The sequence below is a fragment of the Corynebacterium lowii genome, from assembly GCF_001412085.1.
Taxonomy (GTDB): Bacteria; Actinomycetota; Actinomycetes; order Mycobacteriales; family Mycobacteriaceae; genus Corynebacterium; species Corynebacterium lowii.
On sequence record NZ_LKEV01000007.1, the window covers coordinates 1 to 24,013 of the forward strand.

Annotated in this window: 21 protein-coding genes and 2 tRNA genes; 7 read left to right on the forward strand and 16 right to left on the reverse strand. The window is 61.5% G+C overall.

Annotated elements, in window-relative coordinates; translation table 11 throughout:
- The 4 genes from Clow_RS09650 to Clow_RS09665 form a co-directional block, all read right to left on the reverse strand.
- Window positions 1–1,828, reverse strand: a 1,828-nt coding sequence (locus Clow_RS09650) for a DUF7507 domain-containing protein (protein WP_425388410.1), incomplete at its 3' end; no start/stop codon positions are given.
- Window positions 1,829–1,954: 126 nt separating this feature from the next.
- Window positions 1,955–2,947: a VaFE repeat-containing surface-anchored protein gene (locus Clow_RS09655; RefSeq protein WP_082418637.1), complete on the reverse strand. Its 993-nt coding sequence runs from the start codon at window positions 2,945–2,947 to the stop codon at window positions 1,955–1,957.
- Window positions 2,948–3,989: 1,042 nt separating this feature from the next.
- Window positions 3,990–6,173, reverse strand: coding sequence for a 3-hydroxyacyl-CoA dehydrogenase/enoyl-CoA hydratase family protein (locus Clow_RS09660; RefSeq protein ID WP_055178686.1), 2,184 nt, complete (start codon window positions 6,171–6,173; stop codon window positions 3,990–3,992).
- Between the two features lie 3 nt (window positions 6,174–6,176).
- Window positions 6,177–7,343, reverse strand: a complete 1,167-nt coding sequence (locus tag Clow_RS09665) for an acetyl-CoA C-acyltransferase (protein ID WP_055178688.1) — start codon at window positions 7,341–7,343, stop codon at window positions 6,177–6,179.
- Window positions 7,344–7,579: 236 nt separating this feature from the next.
- On the opposite strand from Clow_RS09665, the gene pdxS reads away from it, so the two are divergent.
- Both pdxS and pdxT read left to right on the forward strand, forming a co-directional pair.
- Complete coding sequence (gene pdxS / locus Clow_RS09670; RefSeq protein ID WP_370871878.1) at window positions 7,580–8,494, forward strand: pyridoxal 5'-phosphate synthase lyase subunit PdxS; 915 nt, start codon at window positions 7,580–7,582, stop codon at window positions 8,492–8,494.
- A 3-nt stretch (window positions 8,495–8,497) separates the two neighbouring features.
- Window positions 8,498–9,037 (forward strand): pyridoxal 5'-phosphate synthase glutaminase subunit PdxT, encoded by a 540-nt coding sequence (gene pdxT, locus Clow_RS09675; RefSeq protein WP_055178692.1) that lies wholly within the window; start codon window positions 8,498–8,500, stop codon window positions 9,035–9,037.
- A 34-nt stretch (window positions 9,038–9,071) separates the two neighbouring features.
- Here the strand turns inward: pdxT and Clow_RS09680 are convergent, their stop codons facing one another.
- The 6 genes from Clow_RS09680 to Clow_RS09705 form a co-directional block, all read right to left on the reverse strand.
- Window positions 9,072–9,698 (reverse strand): ATP-dependent Clp protease proteolytic subunit, encoded by a 627-nt coding sequence (locus tag Clow_RS09680; RefSeq protein ID WP_055178694.1) that lies wholly within the window; start codon window positions 9,696–9,698, stop codon window positions 9,072–9,074.
- Window positions 9,699–9,722: 24 nt separating this feature from the next.
- Window positions 9,723–10,322, reverse strand: a complete 600-nt coding sequence (locus tag Clow_RS09685; RefSeq protein ID WP_055178696.1) for an ATP-dependent Clp protease proteolytic subunit — start codon at window positions 10,320–10,322, stop codon at window positions 9,723–9,725.
- Window positions 10,323–10,491: 169 nt separating this feature from the next.
- Window positions 10,492–11,838: a trigger factor gene (tig, locus tag Clow_RS09690; RefSeq protein ID WP_055178698.1), complete on the reverse strand. Its 1,347-nt coding sequence runs from the start codon at window positions 11,836–11,838 to the stop codon at window positions 10,492–10,494.
- 37 nt (window positions 11,839–11,875) lie between these two features.
- Window positions 11,876–11,949: transfer RNA gene (locus Clow_RS09695), tRNA-Pro, on the reverse strand.
- Window positions 11,950–12,040: 91 nt separating this feature from the next.
- Window positions 12,041–12,115 (reverse strand) — tRNA-Gly (locus Clow_RS09700).
- Window positions 12,116–12,177: 62 nt separating this feature from the next.
- A complete protein-coding gene (locus Clow_RS09705) occupies window positions 12,178–12,642 on the reverse strand; it encodes a ribose-5-phosphate isomerase (RefSeq protein WP_055178700.1) in 465 nt (154 codons plus the stop codon).
- Between the two features lie 99 nt (window positions 12,643–12,741).
- Between Clow_RS09705 and Clow_RS09710 the strand changes: the two genes are divergently transcribed.
- The 3 genes from Clow_RS09710 to Clow_RS09720 all read left to right on the forward strand — a co-directional run bounded on the left by Clow_RS09710 (window position 12,742) and on the right by Clow_RS09720 (window position 14,312).
- On the forward strand, window positions 12,742–13,287 hold the full coding sequence (locus Clow_RS09710; protein WP_055178702.1) for a CAP domain-containing protein: 546 nt from the start codon (window positions 12,742–12,744) through the stop codon (window positions 13,285–13,287).
- A gap of 249 nt (window positions 13,288–13,536) precedes the next feature.
- Window positions 13,537–13,860: a hypothetical protein gene (locus Clow_RS09715; RefSeq protein WP_055178705.1), complete on the forward strand. Its 324-nt coding sequence runs from the start codon at window positions 13,537–13,539 to the stop codon at window positions 13,858–13,860.
- Window positions 13,861–14,045: 185 nt separating this feature from the next.
- Window positions 14,046–14,312, forward strand: coding sequence for a hypothetical protein (locus tag Clow_RS09720; protein ID WP_055178707.1), 267 nt, complete (start codon window positions 14,046–14,048; stop codon window positions 14,310–14,312).
- Between the two features lie 12 nt (window positions 14,313–14,324).
- On the opposite strand, the gene Clow_RS09725 is transcribed toward Clow_RS09720, so the two are convergent.
- Window positions 14,325–14,939, reverse strand: a complete 615-nt coding sequence (locus tag Clow_RS09725) for a mycothiol-dependent nitroreductase Rv2466c family protein (RefSeq protein WP_055178709.1) — start codon at window positions 14,937–14,939, stop codon at window positions 14,325–14,327.
- 195 nt (window positions 14,940–15,134) lie between these two features.
- Here Clow_RS09725 and pepN point away from each other — a divergent pair, with 195 nt between their 5' ends.
- On the forward strand, window positions 15,135–17,711 hold the full coding sequence (gene pepN / locus Clow_RS09730) for an aminopeptidase N (protein WP_055178711.1): 2,577 nt from the start codon (window positions 15,135–15,137) through the stop codon (window positions 17,709–17,711).
- Between the two features lie 89 nt (window positions 17,712–17,800).
- On the opposite strand, the gene Clow_RS09735 is transcribed toward pepN, so the two are convergent.
- Window positions 17,801–18,568: a GntR family transcriptional regulator gene (locus Clow_RS09735; protein ID WP_370871879.1), complete on the reverse strand. Its 768-nt coding sequence runs from the start codon at window positions 18,566–18,568 to the stop codon at window positions 17,801–17,803.
- 165 nt (window positions 18,569–18,733) lie between these two features.
- Window positions 18,734–20,212 (reverse strand): phytoene desaturase family protein, encoded by a 1,479-nt coding sequence (gene crtI, locus Clow_RS09740; protein ID WP_055178715.1) that lies wholly within the window; start codon window positions 20,210–20,212, stop codon window positions 18,734–18,736.
- Window positions 20,213–20,244: 32 nt separating this feature from the next.
- On the opposite strand from crtI, the gene Clow_RS09745 reads away from it, so the two are divergent.
- Entirely contained in the window at window positions 20,245–21,234 is a 990-nt protein-coding gene (locus Clow_RS09745) for an NADP-dependent oxidoreductase (protein ID WP_055178717.1), read from the forward strand.
- 295 nt (window positions 21,235–21,529) lie between these two features.
- Here Clow_RS09745 and Clow_RS09750 read toward each other — a convergent pair whose 3' ends face one another.
- Genes Clow_RS09750 through Clow_RS09760 form a run of 3 tightly spaced genes read right to left on the reverse strand, consistent with a single transcriptional unit; the run spans window position 21,530 to window position 24,013 of the window.
- Window positions 21,530–22,105, reverse strand: a complete 576-nt coding sequence (locus tag Clow_RS09750) for an ATP-binding protein (RefSeq protein WP_082418639.1) — start codon at window positions 22,103–22,105, stop codon at window positions 21,530–21,532.
- The gene (locus Clow_RS09755; protein ID WP_245625752.1) at window positions 22,102–22,953 is read right to left on the reverse strand and encodes a phytoene/squalene synthase family protein; all 852 of its coding nucleotides are present in this window, start codon (window positions 22,951–22,953) and stop codon (window positions 22,102–22,104) included. Before Clow_RS09755 ends, Clow_RS09750 begins: the two co-directional genes overlap by 4 nt.
- Before the next feature lie 10 nt (window positions 22,954–22,963).
- Window positions 22,964–24,013, reverse strand: coding sequence for an alkylhydroperoxidase domain protein (locus tag Clow_RS09760; RefSeq protein WP_055178720.1), 1,050 nt, complete (start codon window positions 24,011–24,013; stop codon window positions 22,964–22,966).

Below are 24,013 nucleotides of genomic sequence, written 5' to 3' on the forward strand. Positions count from 1 at the left end.
CCGTGGCACCAGCCACCAGAGCACCATTATCCTCAATGGCCGCATCCGTGGTGATCTTCGGAGCAGGCTTACCCGGCTCCGGCTTCACCGGCACCACAGGCGTGGACTCAGAAGGCTTCGGCTCCTCCGGCTCAGCAGGTTCCTCGGTCACCGGCTCGCCCGGCTCCTCGGGCTCCTCCGGAACCGTCGAGGACGGCTCAGGCATAGGCTGCGACGTGGTCGGCTTCGGCTCATCGGAAGGCTCATCTACCGGCGTCGGCTCATCCGGATTCACCGGATTCTCCGAAGGAGGCACAGAGACAGAAGCAGAAGGAACAGGCTTGGGCTTGACTTCCTTGCCCGGTGTCTTGGCGTGGGCCGGATCCTCATTCGACGGAACCTTCGGCTGATCCTCACCAGGCTTATCCGGATTCTCCGGGCTCGGCGGAACACCCTCAGCCTTCGCCACATCCTTGTGCTCCTGGTTATCCTCCGGCAACGTCAACTCACCGGTGAACTCCGCAGACTCACCCACATTCAAGCGATCAATCTGCTCAGGCGTGATGTTCTCAACATCACCAACACCCTCCACCGTCTCATCAGAGAGAGTGACATTGAACAAATCAACGTTACCGGTATTGGTCACCACGAACTTCACCGTGGCCTTCTCACCCGGCTTCAGCTCCTCAGCACTATCCCAATCCTGAGCATCGTTGTCATTGATGTACTTCTTCAACTCCAACTCAGGCTTAGAAGGCGTCTTAGCATGACCCTCATTCGGCTCAGAAGGAACCTTCGGCTGATCCTCACCAGGCTTATCCGGATTCTCCGGGCTCGGCGGAACACCCTCAGCCTTCGCACGGTCAGCGTGGTACTGACCACCTTCCTCTAGCACCAACTTGCCAGTAAACGTAGTCGACTCACCAGGCTTCAACGGACCGGCAAACACATCCGAATCCGAACCCTCAGCCTTAATATCCGTCACCACACCAACAGTGCCGTCAAGCGTCTCATCAGCAATCGTGATGTCAAAGACATTAACGTCACCCACATTCGTAACCTCAAAGGTCACCTCAGCCTCTTCACCCGGCTTCAAAGCAACAGCAGCATCCTCCGTCTCCGCATCATCACCGTTGATCTTCTTAATCAACTCAATCTTCGGAACCGAAGGCGTGGTGGCATGAGCCTGATCCTCATTCGACTCCACAGGAGTAGACGGCTCCACCACCTGCGGCTTACCATCCTCACCCTGCTTCGGCTTGCCATTCTCATCCAACGGCACATACCGAACCGGCTCAGAATCCTCACCCACCGGAACACCAGACGTCTTCGCCTTATCCGCATGCAACTTCGCCGCATCCGGAGCCTTCAAATCAGCAACGAAAACCACCTTGCCCGCAGGCTTCAGCAACTTCTGCGCCTCAGCATTACCAGCAAACTCCGCCACACGAATATTCGTCACCTGCGGCGTACCAGCATCCACACCAGAAACAGTGCCATCAACAGCATTCGTGAACGCCTCGCGAATCGCCTCATCCGAAGGAACCTGAACATCCTTCAAAGCCAACTCACCAACGTTTTCCACCACAAACGCCACCGTCAAATCATCACCAGCAGCAGAAGCAACATGAGCGTCCTTCTCCTCCTGAGAATCATTCAACTTCTCAGCAGCCTCCACAGAAGCAACATCCGTCTTCGCACCGATGTACTTCTTCAAAGCCACACCAGCAGAAGGAACCTCCGGCGTCACCGCATGAGCAGGATCCTCATTCGACGGAACACGCGTACCCGGCTTCTGCTCCTTACCAGACTTATCCTTAAACGGCGTCTCCTTACCAGACTTATCCACCGGAGTACCCTCCGCCTTCGCCTGGTCAGCATGCAACTTCCCAGCATCAGGAGCCGCAATCTTCGCCGTAAAGTACTTCGTCTCACCAACCGGAATATCCTGCTTCTCCGGGGAAACCGTACCAGGCTAGATACCAGCAGTATCCGTATCAAGCAACGCATCAGAAACAGACACGTCCTTCATATCCAACTTGCCAGTATTCGTCACAGCAAACGTCACCGTGAGTTCATCACCAGCAGCCCCAGCCTTAAAAGCCTCACCCTCAGTCTGAGCATCAATAACACCCTCAGCACCCGGGGAAGCCTGCGGCTTCTCCTCACCAGCAAACTCCTGCGTACCGATGTACTTCTTCAGCTCCAACTTCGCCTCAGGCAACTCACCCGACGTCACCGTCTGAGCCTCATCATCAATGTCATGATGAACAGCAATCACATCATCAGCAGAACCCGCCGGAAGACCCTCAGCCTTATTCGCCTGAGCATCCTCATCAGAAGACGTCAACGTCTCAAACGCCACCGCCGAAGCAACAGAACCCTCAAGATCATCCTTGACCTTGATCTCCACCTCAACAGAGCCCTTACCAGACTCATCAGCAGTAAACGTCTTCGAACCAACACCCACCACACTCGACGGGTCAGCCTTATCCTTCAACTCAGCAGAAAGAGAATATTCCTTACCAGGAACCAAATCCTCATACGTCACAGTGTCAACCACCGTAGCGCCCGCAACCACACGCTCAGAACCCTCACCAAACGCAGCCCGCGTCCCAATCACAGGATGCAAGGGCTCCCGCTCTTCAGTAGTTACGGAGGGGGTTTCTTCCGGCGTAGTTACCACGGAAGAGGTCGGCTCCGGCTTAGGCTTATCCGGAATACCTGGCTGATCGATCGGGATGATCCTCTGCGGAACCCTGCCCGGGGTCTTAATCGTATACTTCTTATGCGTTAATACCGTGACATATTCCCCAGGAGAAGCCTTGGGAATCTCACGACCAGTTCGCTTTAAGTATCCATTTTCAATTGTAAAGCCAGTCAGCTCTTCAAGCCGAGAAACCGTAATTGGATCCTCATTATAAACATCACGCCTACCCTTTTGAACGGAATCAATAAAAGTTCTCATACCCCCCCATATGAGAACTCGTTAGAACACGCAGAGCAACGTTATATTCCCTAGAAGCTGCATAGTCACCATTCTTAATGGCCTGCGTAGACTTCCGGATCAGATTAATAACGGAATCACGACGAGGATCCTGGTCAAAAGGAACCAGGTACTGGTCATAAAGACTGTCTAGGGCATTTTGCCTAGCCTTGCCACCCAACCTAGTGGCAGACTCAAAGCCACTTCCAAAGGACTGATCGTACAACGGAGCCAGAGCCGTCAATTTCCTAGCGCTATTATACTGCTTGTCATTGGCTTGCGGAGTGGGAAGTCCCGCATCGCTACATATACCATATCCTCCACCATGCTGAGTGGGCACTGGAACCACATTAGCGCCACTCTCCAAGGCTGCCGGATTGATCCCAAAAGGCCTGAAGTTAACTGGCGCACCCGTGCCATCATTCGCAGAAGCCGGAATGACCATCCCTACAATAAGGGAAAGGGCAGCAAGGAAGGAAACGGCAGCCTTCACCAACCCACTTAACCCCGGGGATTTATGCGCATTACTTTTTAATAACACGATATATCAACCCCTCTTTCCTGACAATATAGAATATTTCAAATACCTCATACCTATCTATCCTCGATACAGCAACAACACTGACGGTGGGACTCTAGCACAACCAAAGAATCCATACCAAGTCAAAACTTTCTCCAAGACCACAGAAAACAGCAGGTCAGAGCACATGCAGACGTTCCTATACCTTCTTGTGACAAAGTCCACAATCACCAACATAAGGACGCCCTTCCCCATCATAGAGTTAGGTGCACAAATGTATCTATTTTCAGCTTCTCAGGTTCCCCCAAGTGAGACTCCACCGCGCCGGGTATGGCCCCTGGGCGAAAGCTAAACGAGCAGAAGAGGAACCCGATCAACCTGTGTGCCTACCCCACAGAGCACGCTCATCGACCAGGAATCATGAAGAACTTTTACCCCCCATAGACGAAAGAAGCAGGTGCGCCATAGCAGTTTGCTATGGCGCACCTGCACCCCCACTCTTGACTAGTTCTTCAGCGGCTTGCGCGTCTTAGCCATGTGCGCGGCACGCTCGGCACTCTTGGGCTTCACGATAACCTCGGAGGCCTCCTTGGTTTCCCGCAGGCTGAGATCCGCAGCAGTGATCGTGCCCTCCCCCGCATATACGCGAGCCAGAGCAGCGCCGATAGCGGCGTCCGTCTCCGAACCCTCTGTATAAGCCAGCTCGCCGGAATAAAGAGGCAAATCCGGGTTGGCCGGCGGGGTGTAACCGTCCGCCAACTTCTCGGCCAATGCAAAAGCCTCTGCGATCACATGATCCGGAGAAAGAATCACCTTATCCGCATCACGCAGAATAGGCAGATTCACCGCAGGCACCGGGCGGGTGTTCAGCAACGCCGCGTACGCAGCCTCATGCGGATTAGGAGCCCCCAACTCCACGAGACGCTGCAAGACGCGCACGGAACCACCCCAGGCCGGGTAGAGCCCCACAGAACGCTCCGGGAAGCCCATGCGGGTTTCCGCGTGGATCACGGAGGCGTCGGTATGCAGCACCAGCTCCGAGCCACCACCCAGGGCGACGCCGCGCACAGCGCCCACCACGGGGAAGGCGGCGTCGCGCAGCTTTTGGAAGGTCACCGCGCCGTGGCGAATAACCGGGTAGGCCTTCTCCGCATCGCCTTCGGCGGCCAGACCCGCGATCATGGGGAGATCGGCACCCGCGCAGAAGGAACTGGGGTTATCGGAGGCGATGAGCAGAGCGCGCAGATCGGTGCGATCGGCCACCTCGTTAAGCACGTCAAGCGCCGGGTTCGTGCAGGCATTCATCGGGGTGGTGAAGGTGAACACGCCGATGCCATCCTGGCGCTTGTACACGGTAGCGGCGTCGTTGCGCACGATCACCTCGGCGCCCTCGGTGAGCGCCGCGACGGTCACCACGCCCTCGCGCTCCTTGGGGGTCTGCACGGTGCCATCGGCGCCGAGCATCCCACCCTCGGGGTAGAAGCCACCGGCCTTGACGGCGGCGTCGAGAAGCGCCGGTGCCTGACCCTCATAGAGGGAGGCCAACCACTCCACGCCCAGGCGGTCGGCCAGGGCGAAGGGGCCCTGCTTCCAGCCGTAACCCAGGGCCATCGCGGCGTCGATGGCGTCCACGGAGTCGCAGACCTCCGGGGCGGTCTCGCAGCAATAAGTCAGGGTGGTCAGCAGCACGTCCTCGGCGTAGCGCCCCTCCGGGGTATCGGAGGTGAGAAGTTCGCGGGCGTCCTTGGGCACGCTGTAGGACTCGCGGGGGCGGTAATCGCCGGCGGCGAAGTCAAAGACCTCATCGCGGCCACGGTAGAAGCCGGACTCCGCCGTGCGGCCGGTAAAGCCCTTATCCAGCAGCGTGGTGAATTCCGGGCGGGTGGTGATGTCAAAGCGGTGGTAGGCATCCTGCTCCGGCAGAGCGGAGAGCAAGGAACCCCAGATAGCCGGGACGAGTTGCAGGCCCACGTAATCGAAGAGCCCGAAGATACCCGTGCGCGGGATACCAAAGGCACGCCCAAAGGCGGTATCGGCCTGCTCGGGGGCGATGTTCTGCTCGAAGGCGAGGTAGGCTCCGGCGGCCATCCAGAAGTTACCGATGCGGTTGGCGATGAAGCCGGGGGTATCGCGGCAATCCACGATGACCTTGCCCATCTGGCGTTCCAGCACGTACGTGAGTGCTTCGGTGACCTCCGGGCGGGTATCGGGCCCCTCCACCAGCTCCACCAGGCGCATCACGCGCGGGGGGTTGAAGAAGTGCGTGATGGCGAAATCGCGGCGGAAGCCCTCATCCAGGCCGCCGAGGAGTTCCGCCAGCGGAATGGTGGAGGTATTGGAGCTCACCGGGGTACCGGGGGTGCGGTGGGCGTCGATCTTCTTGAAGGTGTCCTGCTTGACCTTCAAGTCCTCAAACACGGCCTCCACGATCCACTCGGCCTCGGACAGGCGGTCAAGGTGATCCTCCACGTTGCCGGGAATCACGTTCTCCGCATACTCCGGGCGCATGAATCCGTGGCGCTTGACCTGGAGTTCGATGCCCTTCTTGGCGCGGGCGTCGCGGTCCTCCCCCTCGGCGGGAATATCCAGAAGGTGAACCTTCACCCCGGCGTTGGCGAGGTGCGCGGCGATGCCCGCGCCCATCGAGCCGGCTCCGAAAACAGCAGCGGTGCGAATATCAGCAGTCATTGTTTACTGAACCTCCAATACGAGAGCGATACCCTGGCCGCCACCGATGCAGAGGGTGACCAGGCCGTAGCGGCCACCGGTGGCGCGCAGGCGGGAAATGAGCTTGACGGTGAGGATGACGCCGGTGGCGCCGATCGGGTGGCCCAGGGCGATGGCGCCGCCGTCCACGTTGGTCTTGGCGGGATCAAAGCCCAGCTGGTCGGAAACCGCGATGCACTGGGCGGCAAAGGCCTCGTTGGACTCGATGAGGTCAATATCATCGAGCTTCAGGCCCGCCTTCTTGAGGGCCTTGGGCACCGCCCCCACGGGGCCCAGGCCCATGTACTTGGGATCACAACCTGCGATACCCCAGCTCACCACGCGGGCCTGGGGGTTCAGGCCGTGCTCGTCCACGGCCTTTTGGGTGGCCATGACGGTGACGGCGGCGGCGTCGTTAATGCCGGAGGAGTTACCGGCGGTCACGGTGCCGTCCTTCTTGAAGGTCGGACGCAGGCCAGCCAGCTTTTCCAGGGTGGTCTCGCGCGGGTGCTCGTCGGTGGTGAACTCGCCGCCGCGGATCGGCACCGGAACGATCTGATCGTCAAAGTGCCCGTTGGCGATGGCGGCGGCGGCGCGGCGCTGGGTCTCCAGGGCGTACTCGTCCTGGCGCTCGCGGCTGATACCGAACTTCGCGGCGATATTCTCCGCGGTGATGCCCATGATGCCGTTGCCCATCGGGTCGGTCAGGGCGCCGGTGAGCCAGTCATCCAGCTTGCCCTCGCCCATCTTGATCCCCTTGCGCATGCCGGGGATGGAGTACGGGGCCTGGCTCATCACCTCGGAGCCACCCACCAGGGCCAGCTCGGAATCGCCGGTGACCATCTGCTGCGCCGCGCTCACGATGGCCTGTACACCGGAGCCACAGAGACGATTGACGGCATAGGCGTGGCTGTGCTGCGGGAGGCCCGATTCCAGCGCCACCGCGCGGGGGGTGTAGGCATCGCGGGGGCGGGTGGTAACGACGTTGGCGAATACGGAGGCGTCGAAGGCATCGGCGGGGGCGCCGGAGCGCTCGATGACCGCCTTGGCCACGTGCGTGCCCAGGTCAATGGGGCTGTAGGAGGAGAGGGAACCCAGGAAGGTTCCGATGGGAGATCGTGCAGATTCGACGATATAAATAGAGTCCGTCATCTTCTTGCTCCTTTACGTTTGGTGCCATCACATGGCTTGTGCAACGCGGCATACGAATGATGATTCGTAGCAACCCCCACCACTGTAATCGTGGTCACCATGAAGTAGCAATGAGCACTGGCACCATCGGAGCCTATTGGCAGCAAAATCCGCCATTCATCGGCCCCCGCACAGCAAGTGGTACAAAATAACTCACTTAACTTGGCACTTTCTTTAGACCACCACCCCGGGTCATAATGGTCCGCATGACTGAAACTCACGTAGATTCCCCCCGCACCGGCTCCCCGCTGGTGAAACGCGGCCTGGCCGACATGCTCAAGGGCGGCGTCATCATGGACGTGGTGACGCCCGAGCAGGCCAAGATTGCCGAGGAAGCCGGCGCCGTGGCCGTCATGGCCCTGGAGCGGGTGCCCGCCGACATCCGCGCCCAAGGCGGCGTGGCCCGCATGAGCGATCCCGACCTCATCTCCGGCATCATCGAGGCCGTTTCCATCCCCGTGATGGCTAAGGCTCGCATCGGGCACTTCGTGGAGGCACAGGTGCTCGAACACCTCAAGGTGGACTTCATCGACGAGTCCGAGGTCCTCTCCCCCGCCGATTACACCCACCACATCAATAAGCAGCCCTTCACCGTGCCTTTCGTGTGCGGCGCCACCAACCTGGGCGAGGCCCTGCGCCGCATTGCCGAGGGCGCGGCCATGATCCGCTCCAAGGGCGAGGCCGGTACCGGCGACGTCTCCGAGGCCACCCGCCACATCCGCACCATCACCGAGGAGATCGCGGGGCTGCGCCACCTGCGCGAGGATGAACTCTACGTGGCCGCCAAGGAACTCTCCGCCCCCTACGACCTCGTGGCCGAGGTGGCCCGCACCGGAAAGCTCCCCGTGGTGATGTTCACCGCCGGTGGCGTGGCCACGCCCGCCGACGCCGCCATGATGATGCAGCTGGGGGCCGACGGCGTATTCGTGGGCTCCGGCATCTTCAAGTCCGGCGACCCCGCCGCCCGCGCCGCCGCCATCGTGAAGGCCACCGCGCAGTACGACGACCCGGCCGTGATCGCGGAGGTCTCCCGCGGCCTGGGCGAGGCGATGGTGGGAATTAACGTGGGCGATCTGCCCGCACCGCACCGCCTGGCCGAGCGTGGTTGGTAAACCGTGGCGGTACCGACCATAGGCGTACTCGCCCTGCAAGGCGGCGTGGCCGAACACGCGGAGATGCTCGCGGACCTCGGCGCGCAGGTACGGCTCATTCGCCGCGCCGAGAACGTGGCGGGCTGCGATGCCTTTGTGCTCCCCGGAGGGGAATCCGGCCCCATTGATAAGCTCGCCGGAATCTTCGGGGTGTGCGAGCCCCTCGTGGCGTCGATAAGCGCGGGCGCACCCGTGCTGGGCACCTGTGCCGGGCTGATCCTCTTAGCCCGCTGGGGGCTTATCGACGCCGAGGTGGAGCGCAATGCCTTTGGCCCCCAGGTGAACTCCCTGCACACGCGGGTGGACTGGGAGGGCACCGCTATCGACGTCGCCTTTATCCGCGGCCCCAAGGTCACCTCCGTGGGACCGGCGGCCACCGTGTGTTCCCGCTATGAGGGCGCAATCGTGGGCGTGCGCCAGGGCAACCGCCTGGCTTGTTCCTTCCACCCCGAACTCACCGGGGATAGCACCCTGCACCGCCTCCTTATCGAGGCGGCGGCATAAGAAAAGCGAGGGGGTGACCCTCGCTTTTTCGTGTTTAATCGTTCAGCTTGCGGTACTGGAATATCTGATCCGCGATACCGTACTCCACGGCCTCCTCGGCGGTGAGAATCTTATCGCGGTCCGTATCAATGCGGATCTGCTCGGCGCTGCGGCCGGTGTGCGCCGCCAGCGTCTTTTCCATAAGGGTGCGCATGCGCTCGATTTCTGCGGCCTGAATCTCCAGGTCAGAAACCTGCCCCTGGGTGCCCTGGGTGGCGGGCTGGTGAATCAACACGCGGGAGTTCGGCAGCACGGCGCGCTTGCCCTTGGCACCGGCGGCCAGCAGCACGGCGGCGGCGGAGGCCGCCTGGCCCAGGCAAACCGTCTGCACATCGGGGCGCACGTACTGCATGGTGTCGTAAATAGCCATGAGCGCGGTAAAGGAACCACCGGGGGAATTGATGTACATGGTGATGTCCCGGTCCGGGTCTAGGCCTTCGAGCACCAGAAGCTGCGCCATGATGTCATTAGCGGAGGTGTCATCTACCTGGGTACCCAGGAAGATAATGCGCTCCTCAAAGAGCTTGGCATAAGGGTTCGTTTCCTTGGTGCCATAAGCGGACTGCTCGATGAAGGAGGGCAGCACGTAGCGCGATGAGGGCATCTGAAAAGCGTTATTCATGGGGGTATCTCCTCTGTAATCCTCTTAGTTGCTAACCGAGCCCTGGGCCGTGGTAATCACGTGATCCACCAGGCCGTATTCCTTGGCCTGGGCGGCGGTGAACCAACGGTCGCGGTCAGAATCCTTGGTGATCTGCTCGAAGGTCTGCCCGGAGTGCTCCGCGATGAGTTCCGCCATCTCCTTCTTGGTGGCCGCAAACTGCTCCGCCTGAATGGCGATGTCCGCCGCCGTGCCACCCACGCCTGCGGAAGGCTGGTGCATCATGATCCGCGCGTGCGGGAGAGCAAAGCGCTTGCCAGGGGTACCGGCGGTGAGCAGGAACTGCCCCATCGAGGCCGCCAGGCCCATGCCATAGGTAGCCACATCGCAGGGGGAATACTTCATCGTGTCATAAATAGCCATGCCCGCCGTGACGGAACCACCGGGGGAATTGATGTACAGGGAAATGTCCCGGGTGGGGTCCTCCGCAGAAAGCAGAAGAATCTGCGCGCAGAGCTTATTGGCGATCTCATCGTCCACCTGGCTGCCCAGGAAGATGATGCGCTCGCGCAGCAGGCGCTCGTACACAGAATCGCTCAGATTCAGCCCCGAAGCCTCTGCGGCCATCGTGCTAGGTACATTCATGGGTTTTCTTTCTCCTTGCGTTGAACTGATACTTCCCACAGGCTACCCGCGCCGGGTAGCAAAAAGCGCCCCTGTTCGCTCACAGCGTTGGGCGGCCGCCGCGGATACCTCATAAACCGAGAAAAGGCCCGGCCACCAGGGCCGAGCCTCCTTCTAGGCAGAGGGGAGATTACTCCTTATCCTCGCCCTCTTCCTCCTCTTCACCGAAGTACTCGGTGGGGTCCACGGAGTTGCCCTCGGAATCCGTCACCTTGGTGCGGCAGATGGCGGCGGCCAGGGCCTTGCCACGGCGCACATCGGAGAAGAGATTAGCGATCTGCCCGGACTGGGAGAGCTGCTGCACGAACTGGTTGGGGTCCATTCCGTAGGCCTGGGCCGTGAACATGATGTGATCGGTCAGCTCCTGCTGGGAGACCTCCGGGGCCTCCTGCTCGGCCAGGGCGTCGAGGAAGAGCTGCGTGCGCACAGCCTCCTCGGCGCTGGTGCGCTGCTCCTTATCGAACTCCTCGCGGTTGGTGCCCTGCTGTTCCAGGGCGGAGTTCAGGGCAGCCTCGTCGTGGGCAAGCTGGCCCAGCAATTGGTGGAGCTGGTTGTGTACCTGCTCGTTTACCACGCCCTCGGGCAGAGGGAAGGCGGCGTCGGCAAGCGCCTTCTCCAGCACGGCATCGCGGATGGCGGTGGCCTGCTCGGCCTTCTTGGACTCCTCCACCTGGTTCTTGGTGGACTCGCGCAGTTCCTCCACGGTGTCGAACTCGGAGGCCATCTGCACGAACTCCTCGTCCAGATCCGGCAGCTTGCGCTCCTTGGTCTGCTGGACGTGCACCGCGATGGTGGCTTCCTCGTCCTTGTGCTCGCCGCTGCGAATCTTGGCGGTGAACTCGTTATCCTCGCCGGTCTTCATGCCGCGCAGGGCGGTATCCAGGCCGTCGATGAGGTCGCCCTGGCCGATCTCGTAGGAAAGGCCTTCGGTGGTGGCCTCGTCCACAACCTCGCCGTCGATGGTGGCCTTGAGGTCGATGATGGCGAAGTCGCCGGTCTTGAGCTTGCGCTTGGTGTCCTTCAACTCCGCGAAGCGGCCGCGCAGCTGGTCGATGGCCTCGTCCACGGCCTCGTCATTGACCTCCAAGGCGGGTACGGTGACCTCAATACCGGAGAAGTCGGGCACTTCGATCTCGGGGCGCACGTCCACCTCGGCGGTGAACTGCACGAACTCCTTATCCTTGATCTCCGTGACGTCCACCTCGGGCTGACCCAGCGGGTTGAGCTCGTTCTCGCTCAGAGCGGCCTCGTAGCGGGAGGGGAGCATATCGTTGACAACCTGCTCCAGGATGGGACCGCGGCCAAAGCGGGCGTCGATAAGCTGGCGGGGAGCCTTACCCTTGCGGAAGCCGGGGATAGACACCTGCTGCGCGATGGCGGCATAAGCCTGGTCAAGCTCGCCCTTCAATTCATCGAAGGGGACGTTCACAGTGAGCTTGACACGGGTGTCGCTCAGCTTCTCGACGGAACTCTTCACGAGTCACTCTCCTGGATTAGGCGATAAAACATGTACGTCGGGGCGACAGGATTTGAACCTGCGACCCCCTGCTCCCAAAGCAGGTGCGCTACCAAGCTGCGCCACGCCCCGTACGAGCCGCCACTTTACCGGCTCCGCCAAAGCCCCGGCTACACCGGGGTAGGTTAAAGGCCCCACCGCATTGCGGCAGGGCCTTTATTCCTGGAGGGAACGACGGGAATCGAACCCGCGTCTTCAGCTTGGAAGGCTGAGGTATTAGCCACTATACGACGTTCCCCTGGCGTGATAGGCAGTGTATCGCACCGGGTACGCGATACCCAAACCTCGGCCAGCGGCAGATTAAATCGTGGGAGCAATCCCCGTGCGCTCATAATCGGCCAGGATGTCAATGCGCCGCTGGTGACGCTCCGCCTGCGACCACTCCTGCTCCAAGAAAGCATCGACGATCTTCAACGCCTCCTCCGGGGAGTGCATGCGGCCACCGATGCCGATGAGCTGAGCATTATTGTGCTCGCGGGCCAGGCGCGCCGTCTCCTCCGACCACGCCAGGGCGCAACGCGCACCCTTGACCTTGTTCGCGGCGATCTGCTCGCCATTGCCGGAACCGCCCAAAACGATGCCCAAGGAACCGGGATCATTCACCGTCCGCTGAGCTGCCTCAATGCAGAAGGCCGGATAATCGTCCTCGGGATCGTAATTATGAGCACCACAGTCAATCACCTCATGCCCGGCACCTCGAAGGTGATCCGCGATGATGTTTTTCAGTTCAAAGCCGGCGTGGTCCGCCCCTAGATATACGCGCATGGAGCCAATTCTAACGGAGAAAGAGCCGCTGCGAGCCCTTTCCTTGCGCGTTAGGCTCGAATAGGTACGTAGTCGTTTCTTAACATCGAAAGGGGAACCATGACCTCCGAAGAGAATACCGACGCCACCAAGATCGCCGGGGCCGCCGCCCTCGCGGCCACTCCCGCAGCCGCCGCCGCTGGGGCCATTGCCGACGCCCCCGACGCTCACGCCGAGGACGTCACCATCCTCCACGAGGAAAGCGCGGCCGCCCCGGAGGTAGAAGAGGCCACCGTTTCCGAACCCTCCGATCACGCCGGCGAGGCCGTGGCCGAGGACATCACCGCCCAAGAGATCATTGACCTCAGCAACCAGGTGCGCGCCGAGCACGGACTCAACCCCCTAGAAGCCAATGCCGAGCTTTCCGAGGAAGCAGATCAGTGGGCCAAGACCATGAGCACCACGGGAGTGTTTGAGCACGCCGAGGGGGACTTTGCCGAGAACATCCACTTTTATGGCGCCCAGACGAGCGCTCAGGATGTGGTGCAGGATTGGCTCAATTCCGAGGGACACCGAGAAAACCTCCTCAACCCCGAGGCCACCCAGATTGGCGCCGGTGTATCCCACGACGATAACGGCACATACTCCGTGCAGAGATTCATATAAAAGGATCAAAAAGAAACTTGGTTACTATACCATATGGCAGGCGATAATCACTTTCAACACCACCAAAAAGCGATGTTTACACTGGTCAAGCCGTAACTGCGTGCATTTATCTAAATTGACACTAAACATTTATCGTCTCGTAACCATTTTTCCTATCATTTTAAACTCAACCCCGTTATGCTGGCACCCCGTGGCGTAAACACCGACCGCCACACGACATGTCAGATAACTACGAAAGGGAACGAAGAGATGAAGCTTTCTCGTAAGTTCGCCGTCAGCGCCGCCACCCTGGCCGTGGCCGCCTCCGCTACCATCGCCCCGGCTATGGCCGATGAGCGTCCCTCCATCCTGCCGGGCCAGACCCTCTCCCCCGAGGCTGCCGCCGCTCAGCAGGAGGCCAAGAAGCCCTCCGAGACCGAGAAGGCTGAGCTCACCGGCAAGCGCCTGGACAACGCCAAGAAGGGCGTGGAGACCGCTAAGGGCATCGTGGACACCCTGGGTGGCCTCAACGGCCTCTTCGGTGGCGGCGCCGCTGGTGGCAGCGATGAGTCCTCCAACGAGGCTGACTGCTAAGAAAAACCGCGAGGTTTTAAGGCCCCCTTCCGCTGGTGTGCGGGAGGGGGCCTTAGTCATATCTTGCGCCGGAGCGATACCCGAAAGAAGGACTCAAACACCCCGCCGCCTGCCGTGTAATGACTCATCGCTTATGTCCGATACATCCCACAGAGCAAACAGCTCTGGAAAGAGGATTACTAACTATGGATAGCAAGCCGCATGGCTATTCCGATGCCGATGTAGAGCTCGCATTGTTGCGCCAGGGCCTCAATACCTGCGCAAAGTTTGTGTCGGACCTCAATAAGCACCGCTCCGACTTAGCATCGTTGGATTCCCACCACGGAAACCCCGACGCCTCAGCACGCCATGCCGATAAAATCGGCCAGGCCGTAGCCTTCGCCCTGGCCGATGTGGAGAGGCGCTTAGTGCGGATAGAAAAGCGCCTTAGTATCGCGGAGAGCGAGAACTAGCTTCGCAATTCCCTATATCTGCGGGTTTTCCGTGCGCGAGCGCTTGAGTTCGAAGAAGTAGGGGTAGTCAGCCAGGGCCACGGAGGCGTCGAAAAGCTCCCCTGCTTGCTCGCCGGTGGGCACGCGGGTGATGACGGGGCCGAAGAAGGCGGCGTCGCCAAGTTTGATGACGGACGTGCCCACCTCATCGCCCACGGCGTCCATTGCCCCCTGGTGGTAGGCGCGCAGGCGCTCGTCGCCCGCCTCATCATCGGCCACCTCGGCGTAGGCGGCGTCGAGCCCCACTTGCTCTAGGGCCTGGGCGATCACCTCGTTGTAGGCACCGTAGCCCTTCTTGGCGCCCTGGCGGCCGGGGTGGATGATGGTGCCCATCGCGGTGTAGAGGGCGTCGATCTTCTCCGGCTCCTTCTCCTTGACCAGGGCGAAAACGCGGGCCGGGCCCCAGTTGGCCTTCATCTTCTCCATGTAATCGGGGTCGAGATCGCGGCCGTCGTTGAGCACGGAAAGGGACATCGGCACCCACTCCACCTCAATATCGCGCACCTTTTCTACCTCCTTGATCCAGCGGGAGGTCTGCCAGCAGAACGGGCAGGAAACGTCGAACCAAAAAGTAACGGGAGTGGCCATGATGACTCCTTCTATCAGGGAATATCGCGTGACCCCCTCCACAATAGCTACGCGGACACGGCCCCGTACTACGGTGGTAATCGAAAGGTGATAGGGCGGCTCCCATGCTTGGGCACAACCCACCACTGCGGCGCCACCCCTAGCCGGAACACCGCGTGGGACCAGCCCCGCAACGATTAAGGAAAGGGATGAACCATGAGTTCCATCAACCTCACCCACGAGGAAGCTCAGGCCCGTGCACGGATGTTGAAGGTGCACCACTACGACATCAGCCTGGACCTCACCGACCCGGACTCTGGGGAGTTTAGCTCGATCACCACCATCAAGTTTGCCGTGACGAACCCCGGCGATACTTTCCTTGACCTGCGCGCCGCGCGCGTGGACGGAGTGCGCCTCAACGGCACCGACATCCTGGATAACGCGAACCGGGGCGGCGCCTACCAGGAGGAAAACGGCATCCCCCTGCGCGGCCTGGAACCTGGGGAACACACCCTGCGTGTGGTGGCTACCTGCCGCTACTCGCGCACCGGCGAGGGCCTGCACCGCTTTGTGGATCCCGCCGATGGCCGCACCTATCTCTACACCCAGTTTGAAACGGCCGATGCCAAGCGCATGTTCGCTTGCTTCGATCAGCCCGACCTCAAAGCCACTTATTCCTTCACCTTGCATACCCCCGATGATTGGCGAGTGATCGGCAACGCCGAGCAGAACACGGTGCGCAGCGATGAGGGCACCCTCACCCATACCTCCTCCGTGGACTATCCTCTTTCCACTTACCTGGTAGCGGTGTGCGCGGGGCCTTATACCGAGGTGCGCAGCACTTGGACGGGCACGCTCACCCGGCACCCCGAGACCCCGGCCAATCAGCCCGCCGAGGGAGAAACCATCACCGTGCCGCTGGGACTGTACTGCCGCAAATCCCTGGCACCGCACCTGGATGCTGACCGTCTCTTCCGCGAGACCAAGCAGGGCTTTGACTTCTATCACCGCAACTTCGGCTTTGCCTACCCCTTTGGCAAGTATGACCAGATCTTCGTGCCGGAGTTCAACGCCGGAGCGATGGAAAACGCCGGCTGCGTGACCCTGCGCGATGAATACGTATTTACCTCTCAGGCCACGCATTACCGCTACGAGCGCCGCGCAGACACCATCCTGCACGAGCTCGCCCACATGTGGTTTGGCGATCTGGTGACTATGCGCTGGTGGGACGACCTGTGGCTCAACGAATCCTTTGCCACCTGGGCCGCCGCCATCTCCCAGGCCGAGGAAACCCAGTACAGCACCGCCTGGGTGACCTTCGCCGCCGTGGAAAAGGCCTGGGCCTATAGCCAGGACCAACTGCCCACCACGCACCCCATCTCCACGGATGCCTCCGATATTGAGACGGTGGACCAGAACTTTGACGGCATCACCTACGCCAAGGGAGCCTCCGTGCTCAAGCAGCTCCAGGCCTACGTGGGCCGGGAGAACTTCTTTGCCGGAGTGCGCCGCCACTTTGCCAACCACGCCTGGGGCAACGCCACCTTTGACGATCTCCTTTCTGCCCTGGCCGAGGCATCCGGCCGCGACCTGAGCGGCTGGGCCGATGAGTGGCTGAAAACCACCGGCATCTCCCGCCTGCGCCCGCAGTTCGAGGTATCCGAGGGGCGCTACGCCGCCTTCCAGGTGATGCAGGAGGAACTTCCGCGTACTCACCGCGTGGCCGTGGGGCTGTATTCGCTTATCGACGGCGCGGTGGTGCGCACTCAGCGCGTGGAGATCGACCTGAACGGGGAAACCACCGACGTGCCGGACCTGGTGGGGGTGGAAACCGCCGACCTCGTGCTCGTCAATGACGATGACCTCACCTACTGCCTCATGGGTCTGGATGAGGGCTCGCGGGCCTTCCTGCTAGAGAACATCGAGCGCATCGCAGACCCGATGGCCCGCACCCTGTGCTGGTCCGCCGCCTGGGAGGCCGTGCGCGATGGGCAGATGCGCCCCCGCGACTTCGCCGCCCTGGTAGCGCGCGGCGCCCAGCACGAGACGGAACTGGCCGTATTGGAGAAGATCCTCGCTCAGGCCGCCACGGCGGTACACACCTATGCCGATCCCGCCTGGGCTAAGGCGGAGGGCCGAGAGCTCCTGGCCACGGCGCTGCTGCGCGGCGCCCAGCAGGACGACCCGGCCGCCGCGCTCATCTTTGCCCACCAGCTCACCTACGTGGGGCTAACCGAGGAAGCTGCGGACTATCTGCGCGGGCGCTACGCGGATACCGCCGCGGAAAAGGATTTGCGCTGGCTGGCCCTCACGGCTCTCATCGGCCACGGTTCCTTGAACGGCGCCGAGGAGGCCAAGGAGGCGATCGCCGAACTCAGCGCGGCCGATCGTACTTCCGCAGGAACCCAGGCGGCCCTACGCGCCTATGCCGCTATTCCGGAGGCTGCGGTGAAGCGCGAGGTATTCGATGAGCTAGTGGCCGGTGATATGTCCAACCTCGATTCGCGCTCCAAGATGGAGGGCTGGGCCTGGGTGGACTCCGCTCCCCTGCTGGAACAGTTCAACGAAGAGTACTTTGAGGTGGCTCCCCAGGTGTGGGAGAAACTGAGTTCCGAGATGGCTCAGCGCACCCTGATGGGCCTATACCCCTTCTGGAACGCCACCGAGCAAGGCCTAGAACTCGCAGATCGCCTGATCGAGGCCACCTCTTCTACGGGATTGCGCCGCCTCATCACGGAGAATCGGGACCGCGTGGCACGCATCATGCGCCTGCGCGCCGTGGACGCCCGCTAGTTTGGGAGGCCTCGGGCCTCGAACTCTACGGAATACGTCGCAGCCCCGCACCGTGATGGAGCGGAGCTGCGAATTGCATGGCGGGTTTTCTACTCCTCCGTCACAACCTTGATCTTGGCGATGTCCGAGCGCACCGCGTCATCGGAATACTCCACATAGCTGCCGTCCCGAGACTGCGCCACGCGCTGAATACGCATGATCGGAACATTGCGGGGAATATTAAGTTGCGTCTGCTCGGATTGGGAGGGAATACCGGGGCTAATGATCTCCCATTTCCGCGTGGGAGCCATATCCCAGCGCTTCTCCATGAGTTCATAAAGGGAACCCGTAAGGTCCTCCTCTAACATTCCCGGAACCAAGTCCGCCGGGTAATAGCTGTTCTCAATAAGCAGCGGGGTGGTATCCACCGAGCGCAAACGCACAATGTTGAGCACCGGCGCGTGGGGAGGCAGGTGCAAGGACTGCGAAATACGCACGGTGGCCTCCATCATGGTGGCCGCAAGCACCTTGGAGTACACGGACAATCCACGCTGGCGCAGCTGGATCATCAGGCCCTCCAGGCGGGTGAGTTCCACCGTGGGCGGCACTCCCTTGACGAAGGTGCCGCCAGTGCGGCCTCGCCGCCTGTCGATGAGAGCTTCCATTTGGAGGATATCGAGCGCATGACGAACCGTCATACGCGCTACCCCAAACTCTTCAACAAGCTGCCGCTCATTAGGCAACTTATCGCCTGGGGCATAATCACCGCGCTCGATCCAGGTTCTCATTTCATCTGCGATGATGACGTACGCAGGACTCTTTCTCGGCATCCGTTCAGGCACCCGTCTCACGCTACCAATACATGAATGATTTTGCATATGACGTCTGAGCACCATTCACACCCAAACCTCATAGTTTTCTTAAACTTTCCACATGAGCCCAGGTTTGCCGGGGTATCGCACGGAAAGTTACTTGCCCGTACTAACGGAAAATGTCATGTACATTGCACAGAGATCGTTTAAATTACCCCCATATAGGGGTGCCTATATCCATGTAAGGATGTTCTCTGCCGAGATAAGACACATGGGCACTCCCACGCCCGGCGCCGTGGTGGCACCCGCATAAAAAAGGCCATCCACCTTGCGTGATGCCTGTGAACCGCGGAGGAAAGCCGATTGCCTCAGCGTGTGAGAGGGACCAATAGCACCAGCGCGCCACGCATGGTAACGCAGCGCAAAGTCTTTCGGCCCCACGGTGCGGCGCAGCACGATCCGCTCGCTCAAGTCCGGAGCCCCGGCCGCCTGAGCAATCTGCGCAATAGCCCCCTCTGCCGTGGACTCCACCCACGCGCTCGGCTCCCCGTAGGCGCTCCCCTGCCCCAGGGATTCCTGCGCGGGTACCGGAATAAGGGCAAAGAGATTTTCATGCCCCTTGGGAGCCACCGTGGTATCCGTGGCAGACGGCTTACACACGTAAATAGAACGCGAGGCTCCCCCGCCCCCAAATACGGCATCAAAGTCCGGCCGCCAATCCGGGGAGAAGATCAGATTGTGGTGCAACAAGCCCGGCAATTCCCCGCGCACCCCCAGCAGCGCCAGCACCACCGAGGGACCCGGCTGGCGATTCCTCCACCACCGGGGCGGATAGGTGCGATACTGCACCGGCACCAGGGAGCCCTCCGTGTGGTGCATGTCCGCGGCGCTCACCACGGCGTCGGCAGCAATAAAGCCCTGGGAAGTGTGCACCCCGCAGGCGCGCCCGGCGCGCACCTCAATGCCGGTGACGGCGCAGCCGGTGCGGATGTCCACCCCGTTTTCCCGCGCCAGGCGGGCGATGGCCTCCACGATGGCATAAAAACCACCCGTGGGATACCACACCCCCTGGCGCAGATCGGTGTGGCTCATCAGGTGATACAGGGAGGGAATCTTCTCCGGGCGCGAGGAGAGAAATACCGCCGGGTAATCCAGAATCTGCCGCAACAAAGGGTCGCGCGCCACCCGCGCGGTTTTACGCCCCAGGGGCTCGGTGAGCAGGCGCAACAGGCGCGGTATCTGGGTGCGTACCTCGGGGGTGAGCAGTTCCGGGAGGTTTTGGAAGGTGGTGTAAAGGAAGGTATCGAGCGCAATGCGGTAAGCATCAGAGGCGCTATCGAGATACTCGTGCAACCGCGCCCCGGAGCCCGCCTCCACCGACTCGAACAGGGCTTCCGCCTGATCCGTGCGGACGTCGGCACGGCGCTGCCCGTGGAACACGCGGTAGGCGGGATCGAGGCGGGTCAGCCCGTACTCGCGCTCCGGGGTGGTGCCAAAGTGTTCAAAGAAGCGCTCGTAGGCCTCCGGCATGAGATACCAACTGGGGCCGGTATCAAAGCGAAACCCCTCCACCTCCAGGGAACCCGCGCGCCCGCCCAGATCATCGTTCTTCTCACACAGCGTGACCCGGTGACCATAGCGCCCCAATAAAGCCGCCGTGGCCAGGCCCGCTATCCCCGCCCCGATCACCACAATATGCCTGCTTGCCATACCTCCATCCTAGAAGCCTAAGATCGTGCCCCATGCACAGTAACCAGATTCATCTTGCCTCCCGCCCCACCGGCTGGCCCCAGCCCGAGAACTTCCGCACCGTGCGCGCCGAACTCCCCGACCTCAACGAGGGCGAGGTACGCGTGCGCAACGAGTACATCTCCGTGGACCCCTACATGCGCGGACGCATGAGCGACGCCCCCAGCTACATCCCGCCCTTCGAGCTCGACGCCCCCATGACCGGCTCCGCCGTGGGGCGCGTCATCGAATCGCGTGCCGACGCCCTCCCCGAGGGCACGCTGGTCACCCACCAGCAAGGCTGGCGCGACGTCGCCCAGGGCCAGGCGGCGGAGTTCCGCGCCGTGACCGACTTTCCCGGACACTCCCCCTCGGTGTACCTGGGCATCTTGGGAATCACCGGCATGACCGCCTACGCCGGACTCACCCGCATTGGCAACCTCAAGCCGGGCGATACCGTCTTTGTTTCCGGAGCAGCCGGGGCCGTGGGCAGCGCCGTGGGACAGATCGCACGCCTGCTCGGAGCCGAGCGCGTGATTGGTTCAGCCGGCGGACCGGAAAAGGCCGCCATGCTCACCGAACGCTACGGCTTTGACGTGGCCCTGGACTACAAGGCCGCGCCCATTGCGGAACAACTGCCCACCGGGATCGACCTCTACTTTGACAATGTGGGTGGCGACCACCTGGAAGCCGCCATCGGCGCCATGAACCGCTTTGGCCGCCTGGTGGAATGCGGCATGATTAGCCAGTACAACCTGGAAACTCCCCAGGCCGGGCCGCGCAACATGACGGAGATCGTGAAGAAATCGCTACGCATTGAGGGATTCACGCTGGGCGACCACCTGGATGTGGCGCCCGAGTTCCTGGAAAAGGCCGTGCCGTGGCTGAGAGATGGCTCCCTGGTGTACGAGGAGACCGTGGTGGAGGGGCTGGATAACACCGTGGAGGCTTTTCTGGCGATGATGCGCGGGGCTAATAAGGGGAAGATGGTGGTGAAGGTTTAGGGGATAGAAAGCAGGAACCCCAGGTCGCATGCAGCGGCAGAGGCGTTCCTGGGGCTTTCAAGGGGTACAGCAGCACCCCTTTATCTAAGCGCGAACCCCGGTGCACAGTCTTCCAGGCTGCGTCCGGGGCCACTTCCTCACCAGCATCAACTGGGGCTAACTAGAGAATAGAGATGTGGTCCTCGTAGTGCAAGAAGGATCCACAGCAAAAGAATCGGCTCATTCCCAATAAAGGGAAGAGCCGACCATTTTGTAAGTAAGCATAGCATGTCTTGCTGCTCCCCCGTTTGCACGCTTATCTGGCATCGTCCTCATTGAGGCGCTCCATGTCTTTGAAAGAAAACCTCTCAGCGTATGACTTTGATTCCGTGAGTTTCTTCTTCAAAATAGGGAGGCCTATCAAGACAAGCAAGAAGGGCAAACTCTCTATCGAGGCCATCTGAGCACACGAGGCTAAGGCGGCTAATTCTTCCTTATCCAGATCTTGCGCCTCATCAATAAGCACGGCTAGCCCTCTTCTTTGCTCTTTTAACTCCGTGGCTGTACCACGGATCAGTTTTTTCACGTCAATTTCTAGAGCGCCGCTATCAGTGCCGCCGCCCAACACCGTTTGCAGGTCTTTACCCTGCTGTTTTGCTTCTAACTGGCAAACAACCCATTCCTTGTTCCTCGCGATTCTCGCCATCTCTGCGAGGAGCACGGTCTTACCCACTCCCCTATGCCCGCACAAGATATGTGGGGCATCAATAAAGCCGTAGTCCGTGGCCCGGTCTAGGGAGACATCCCAGTCCTCAAGTTCTTGTTCGCGTCCCACCAGTGCCACGGGCTTCATCGCTGCATGTAGCGTGTACGGGTTTCTCTGAGTATTCATCTTTTATTCCCCGCCGGAACCGCGCCCCGCACCGCCAACCACGCCTTGCGGTACCCCGACACCCGCACCCGCCGCCGCTCCAACTCCGCGGCCGGGGTGCGCGCTATCTCCTCCAAGAGGTCCGCGTAGATATTCCGCGCCGCCGCCACCGTGCCCCGCGCGCGGCGCGGGAGCAGTGCTAACCCCGGCGAGGCGGCGGTAAAGTCTCCCCGAATCTCCTCCACGATCTCGGTCTTGCGGTTCTCGGTCAGGGGCACCTCGTAGTAGCGCCGCCCCAACCTTGCGGAATCGTCGCCAAGGTCACGCAGGAAGTTCACCTTTTGAAAGGCGGCCCCCAGGCGGCGGGCGGAATCGTCCATCACCGCGCGTTCTTGCAACGGCACGGAGCGTCCCCGTAGGAAGATCGCCACGCACATTAATCCAATGACCTCGGCGGAGCCGTACACGTAGCGGCACAACTCCGCCTCCCCCATCGAGTCCGGTTCAATATCAGCCCGCATGGAGGCAAAGAAGGCCCGCACCCAGGCTTCCTCGAAGCCACAGGCCCGCGCGGTGAGCCCAAAGGCGTGCACCACGGGGTCGGGGGAAAAACGTTCGCGCAGCACACTCACGGCGGCGGCCTCGTAGGCATCAAGGCAGGCGGCCACATCAATGCCGGCCTCGGCACCCACCCCATCAACGATCTCATCGGCCACGCGCACCAGGGCGTACAGGGCGCGAATATCCGCACGCACCTGCGCGCCCAGCAGGCTCGTGGCCAGGGAGAAACTAGAGGAATACGCCCCTAGCATGTGGGCTGCGGAGCGCGCGGCGAGGGCGTCGAAAAGCGCGAGGCGGCTGGTGTGCACGGGGAAGATTTTAACGGAACCTGCGGGGTAGCTCCGGTTCTCCCAGGCTGAGCATGAGGCGGTTGGCCCACTGGAAGAAGGCGGCGGAGTTAATCACGTCCACCACGGCGGTATCGTTCAGGCCCGCCTCGCGCAGGGCGCGCACGTGAGAGATGTTGAAGGTAATGGGGGTATCGGTGAGCGCGCGGGCGGCGTCGCGCACCGCGTTCCACTGGGCGGAGCCGAGGTCGGCGGCCACGCCCTCGGATAGCAGGCGCTCGATGTCCTCGCGGCGGCCCGATTCCTGGATTGCGCGGCCCGCGTGCACGGAGGCGCAGTACACGCAGCCATTCACCCGGGAGACCACGGTGGCGGCGAGTTCGCGCTCGGCGCGGCCCAAGCCGCCCTCGGTGTTGTAGAAGATGTCGAGGTCAGTCAAAGTGCGGGCCTTCAGGGCGCGGGGGTCGCGGGCGAGCAGGCGGAAGTACTCGGACTTCTCCCGCTCCGGCTTGATGAGCGCGGCGCGCTGCTCCTCGGTGAGTTCTTCTGCCGGAGGCACCCAGGGGCGCCAGCCCAGGGAATGCGAAACGAAGTGGGCGGGGCGCGCCATGCCGGGGTAGGTGCGCACCTCGAAGCCGCGCGGCACTGCATCGCGCAGGGGCTCATAAGAAAACATCACTCGAAGCCCATGAATCACCCGCACCTGAAAAGCCACAAACCCAATCAGCTGCCCCATCGCCACCACCTGATCGGGGCTCCACCCCTCGCGCGCCAGCTCCTCAATATCGGCGGCATTGGCGCTGGCGGGCCGGGTAGCCAACTGGTACGCCCAGTGCAGGGCGGCGGGCGCTGCCACCTCGGGCTCATCTGCCACCAGGTCCCGGTAAAAAGCCACGGCGGGCTCCACCCCGGAGGCCTCGGCCACAATGAGGGCCAGCCGGTAGCGCAGCCCCGCGGTCAGCAGGTCGCCCTCTAACAACGCCTCGAAAGCCTCCTGGGCGTTCTCCTTTGCCTGGGGGCGGGCCTGGCGCAGGGCGTCGAGCGCGGGCTCGTCAATAAGCAGCGAGATGATGTCCGTCAT

Bases quoted from the DNA above. Each gene is read 5' to 3' on its own strand.
- Clow_RS09655 (WP_082418637.1), bottom strand. From the start codon at position 2,947: ATGAGAACTTTTATTGATTCCGTTCAAAAGGGTAGGCGTGATGTTTAT.
- Clow_RS09660 (WP_055178686.1), bottom strand. From the start codon at position 6,173: ATGACTGCTGATATTCGCACCGCTGCTGTTTTCGGAGCCGGCTCGATG.
- Clow_RS09665 (WP_055178688.1), bottom strand. From the start codon at position 7,343: ATGACGGACTCTATTTATATCGTCGAATCTGCACGATCTCCCATCGGA.
- pdxS (WP_370871878.1), top strand. From the start codon at position 7,580: ATGGTCCGCATGACTGAAACTCACGTAGATTCCCCCCGCACCGGCTCC.
- Clow_RS09680 (WP_055178694.1), bottom strand. From the start codon at position 9,698: ATGAATAACGCTTTTCAGATGCCCTCATCGCGCTACGTGCTGCCCTCC.
- Clow_RS09685 (WP_055178696.1), bottom strand. From the start codon at position 10,322: ATGAATGTACCTAGCACGATGGCCGCAGAGGCTTCGGGGCTGAATCTG.
- Clow_RS09705 (WP_055178700.1), bottom strand. From the start codon at position 12,642: ATGCGCGTATATCTAGGGGCGGACCACGCCGGCTTTGAACTGAAAAAC.
- Clow_RS09710 (WP_055178702.1), top strand. From the start codon at position 12,742: ATGACCTCCGAAGAGAATACCGACGCCACCAAGATCGCCGGGGCCGCC.
- Clow_RS09715 (WP_055178705.1), top strand. From the start codon at position 13,537: ATGAAGCTTTCTCGTAAGTTCGCCGTCAGCGCCGCCACCCTGGCCGTG.
- Clow_RS09720 (WP_055178707.1), top strand. From the start codon at position 14,046: ATGGATAGCAAGCCGCATGGCTATTCCGATGCCGATGTAGAGCTCGCA.
- Clow_RS09725 (WP_055178709.1), bottom strand. From the start codon at position 14,939: ATGGCCACTCCCGTTACTTTTTGGTTCGACGTTTCCTGCCCGTTCTGC.
- pepN (WP_055178711.1), top strand. From the start codon at position 15,135: ATGAGTTCCATCAACCTCACCCACGAGGAAGCTCAGGCCCGTGCACGG.
- Clow_RS09735 (WP_370871879.1), bottom strand. From the start codon at position 18,568: ATGCAAAATCATTCATGTATTGGTAGCGTGAGACGGGTGCCTGAACGG.
- crtI (WP_055178715.1), bottom strand. From the start codon at position 20,212: ATGGCAAGCAGGCATATTGTGGTGATCGGGGCGGGGATAGCGGGCCTG.
- Clow_RS09745 (WP_055178717.1), top strand. From the start codon at position 20,245: ATGCACAGTAACCAGATTCATCTTGCCTCCCGCCCCACCGGCTGGCCC.
- Clow_RS09750 (WP_082418639.1), bottom strand. From the start codon at position 22,105: ATGAATACTCAGAGAAACCCGTACACGCTACATGCAGCGATGAAGCCC.
- Clow_RS09760 (WP_055178720.1), bottom strand. From the start codon at position 24,013: ATGACGGACATCATCTCGCTGCTTATTGACGAGCCCGCGCTCGACGCC.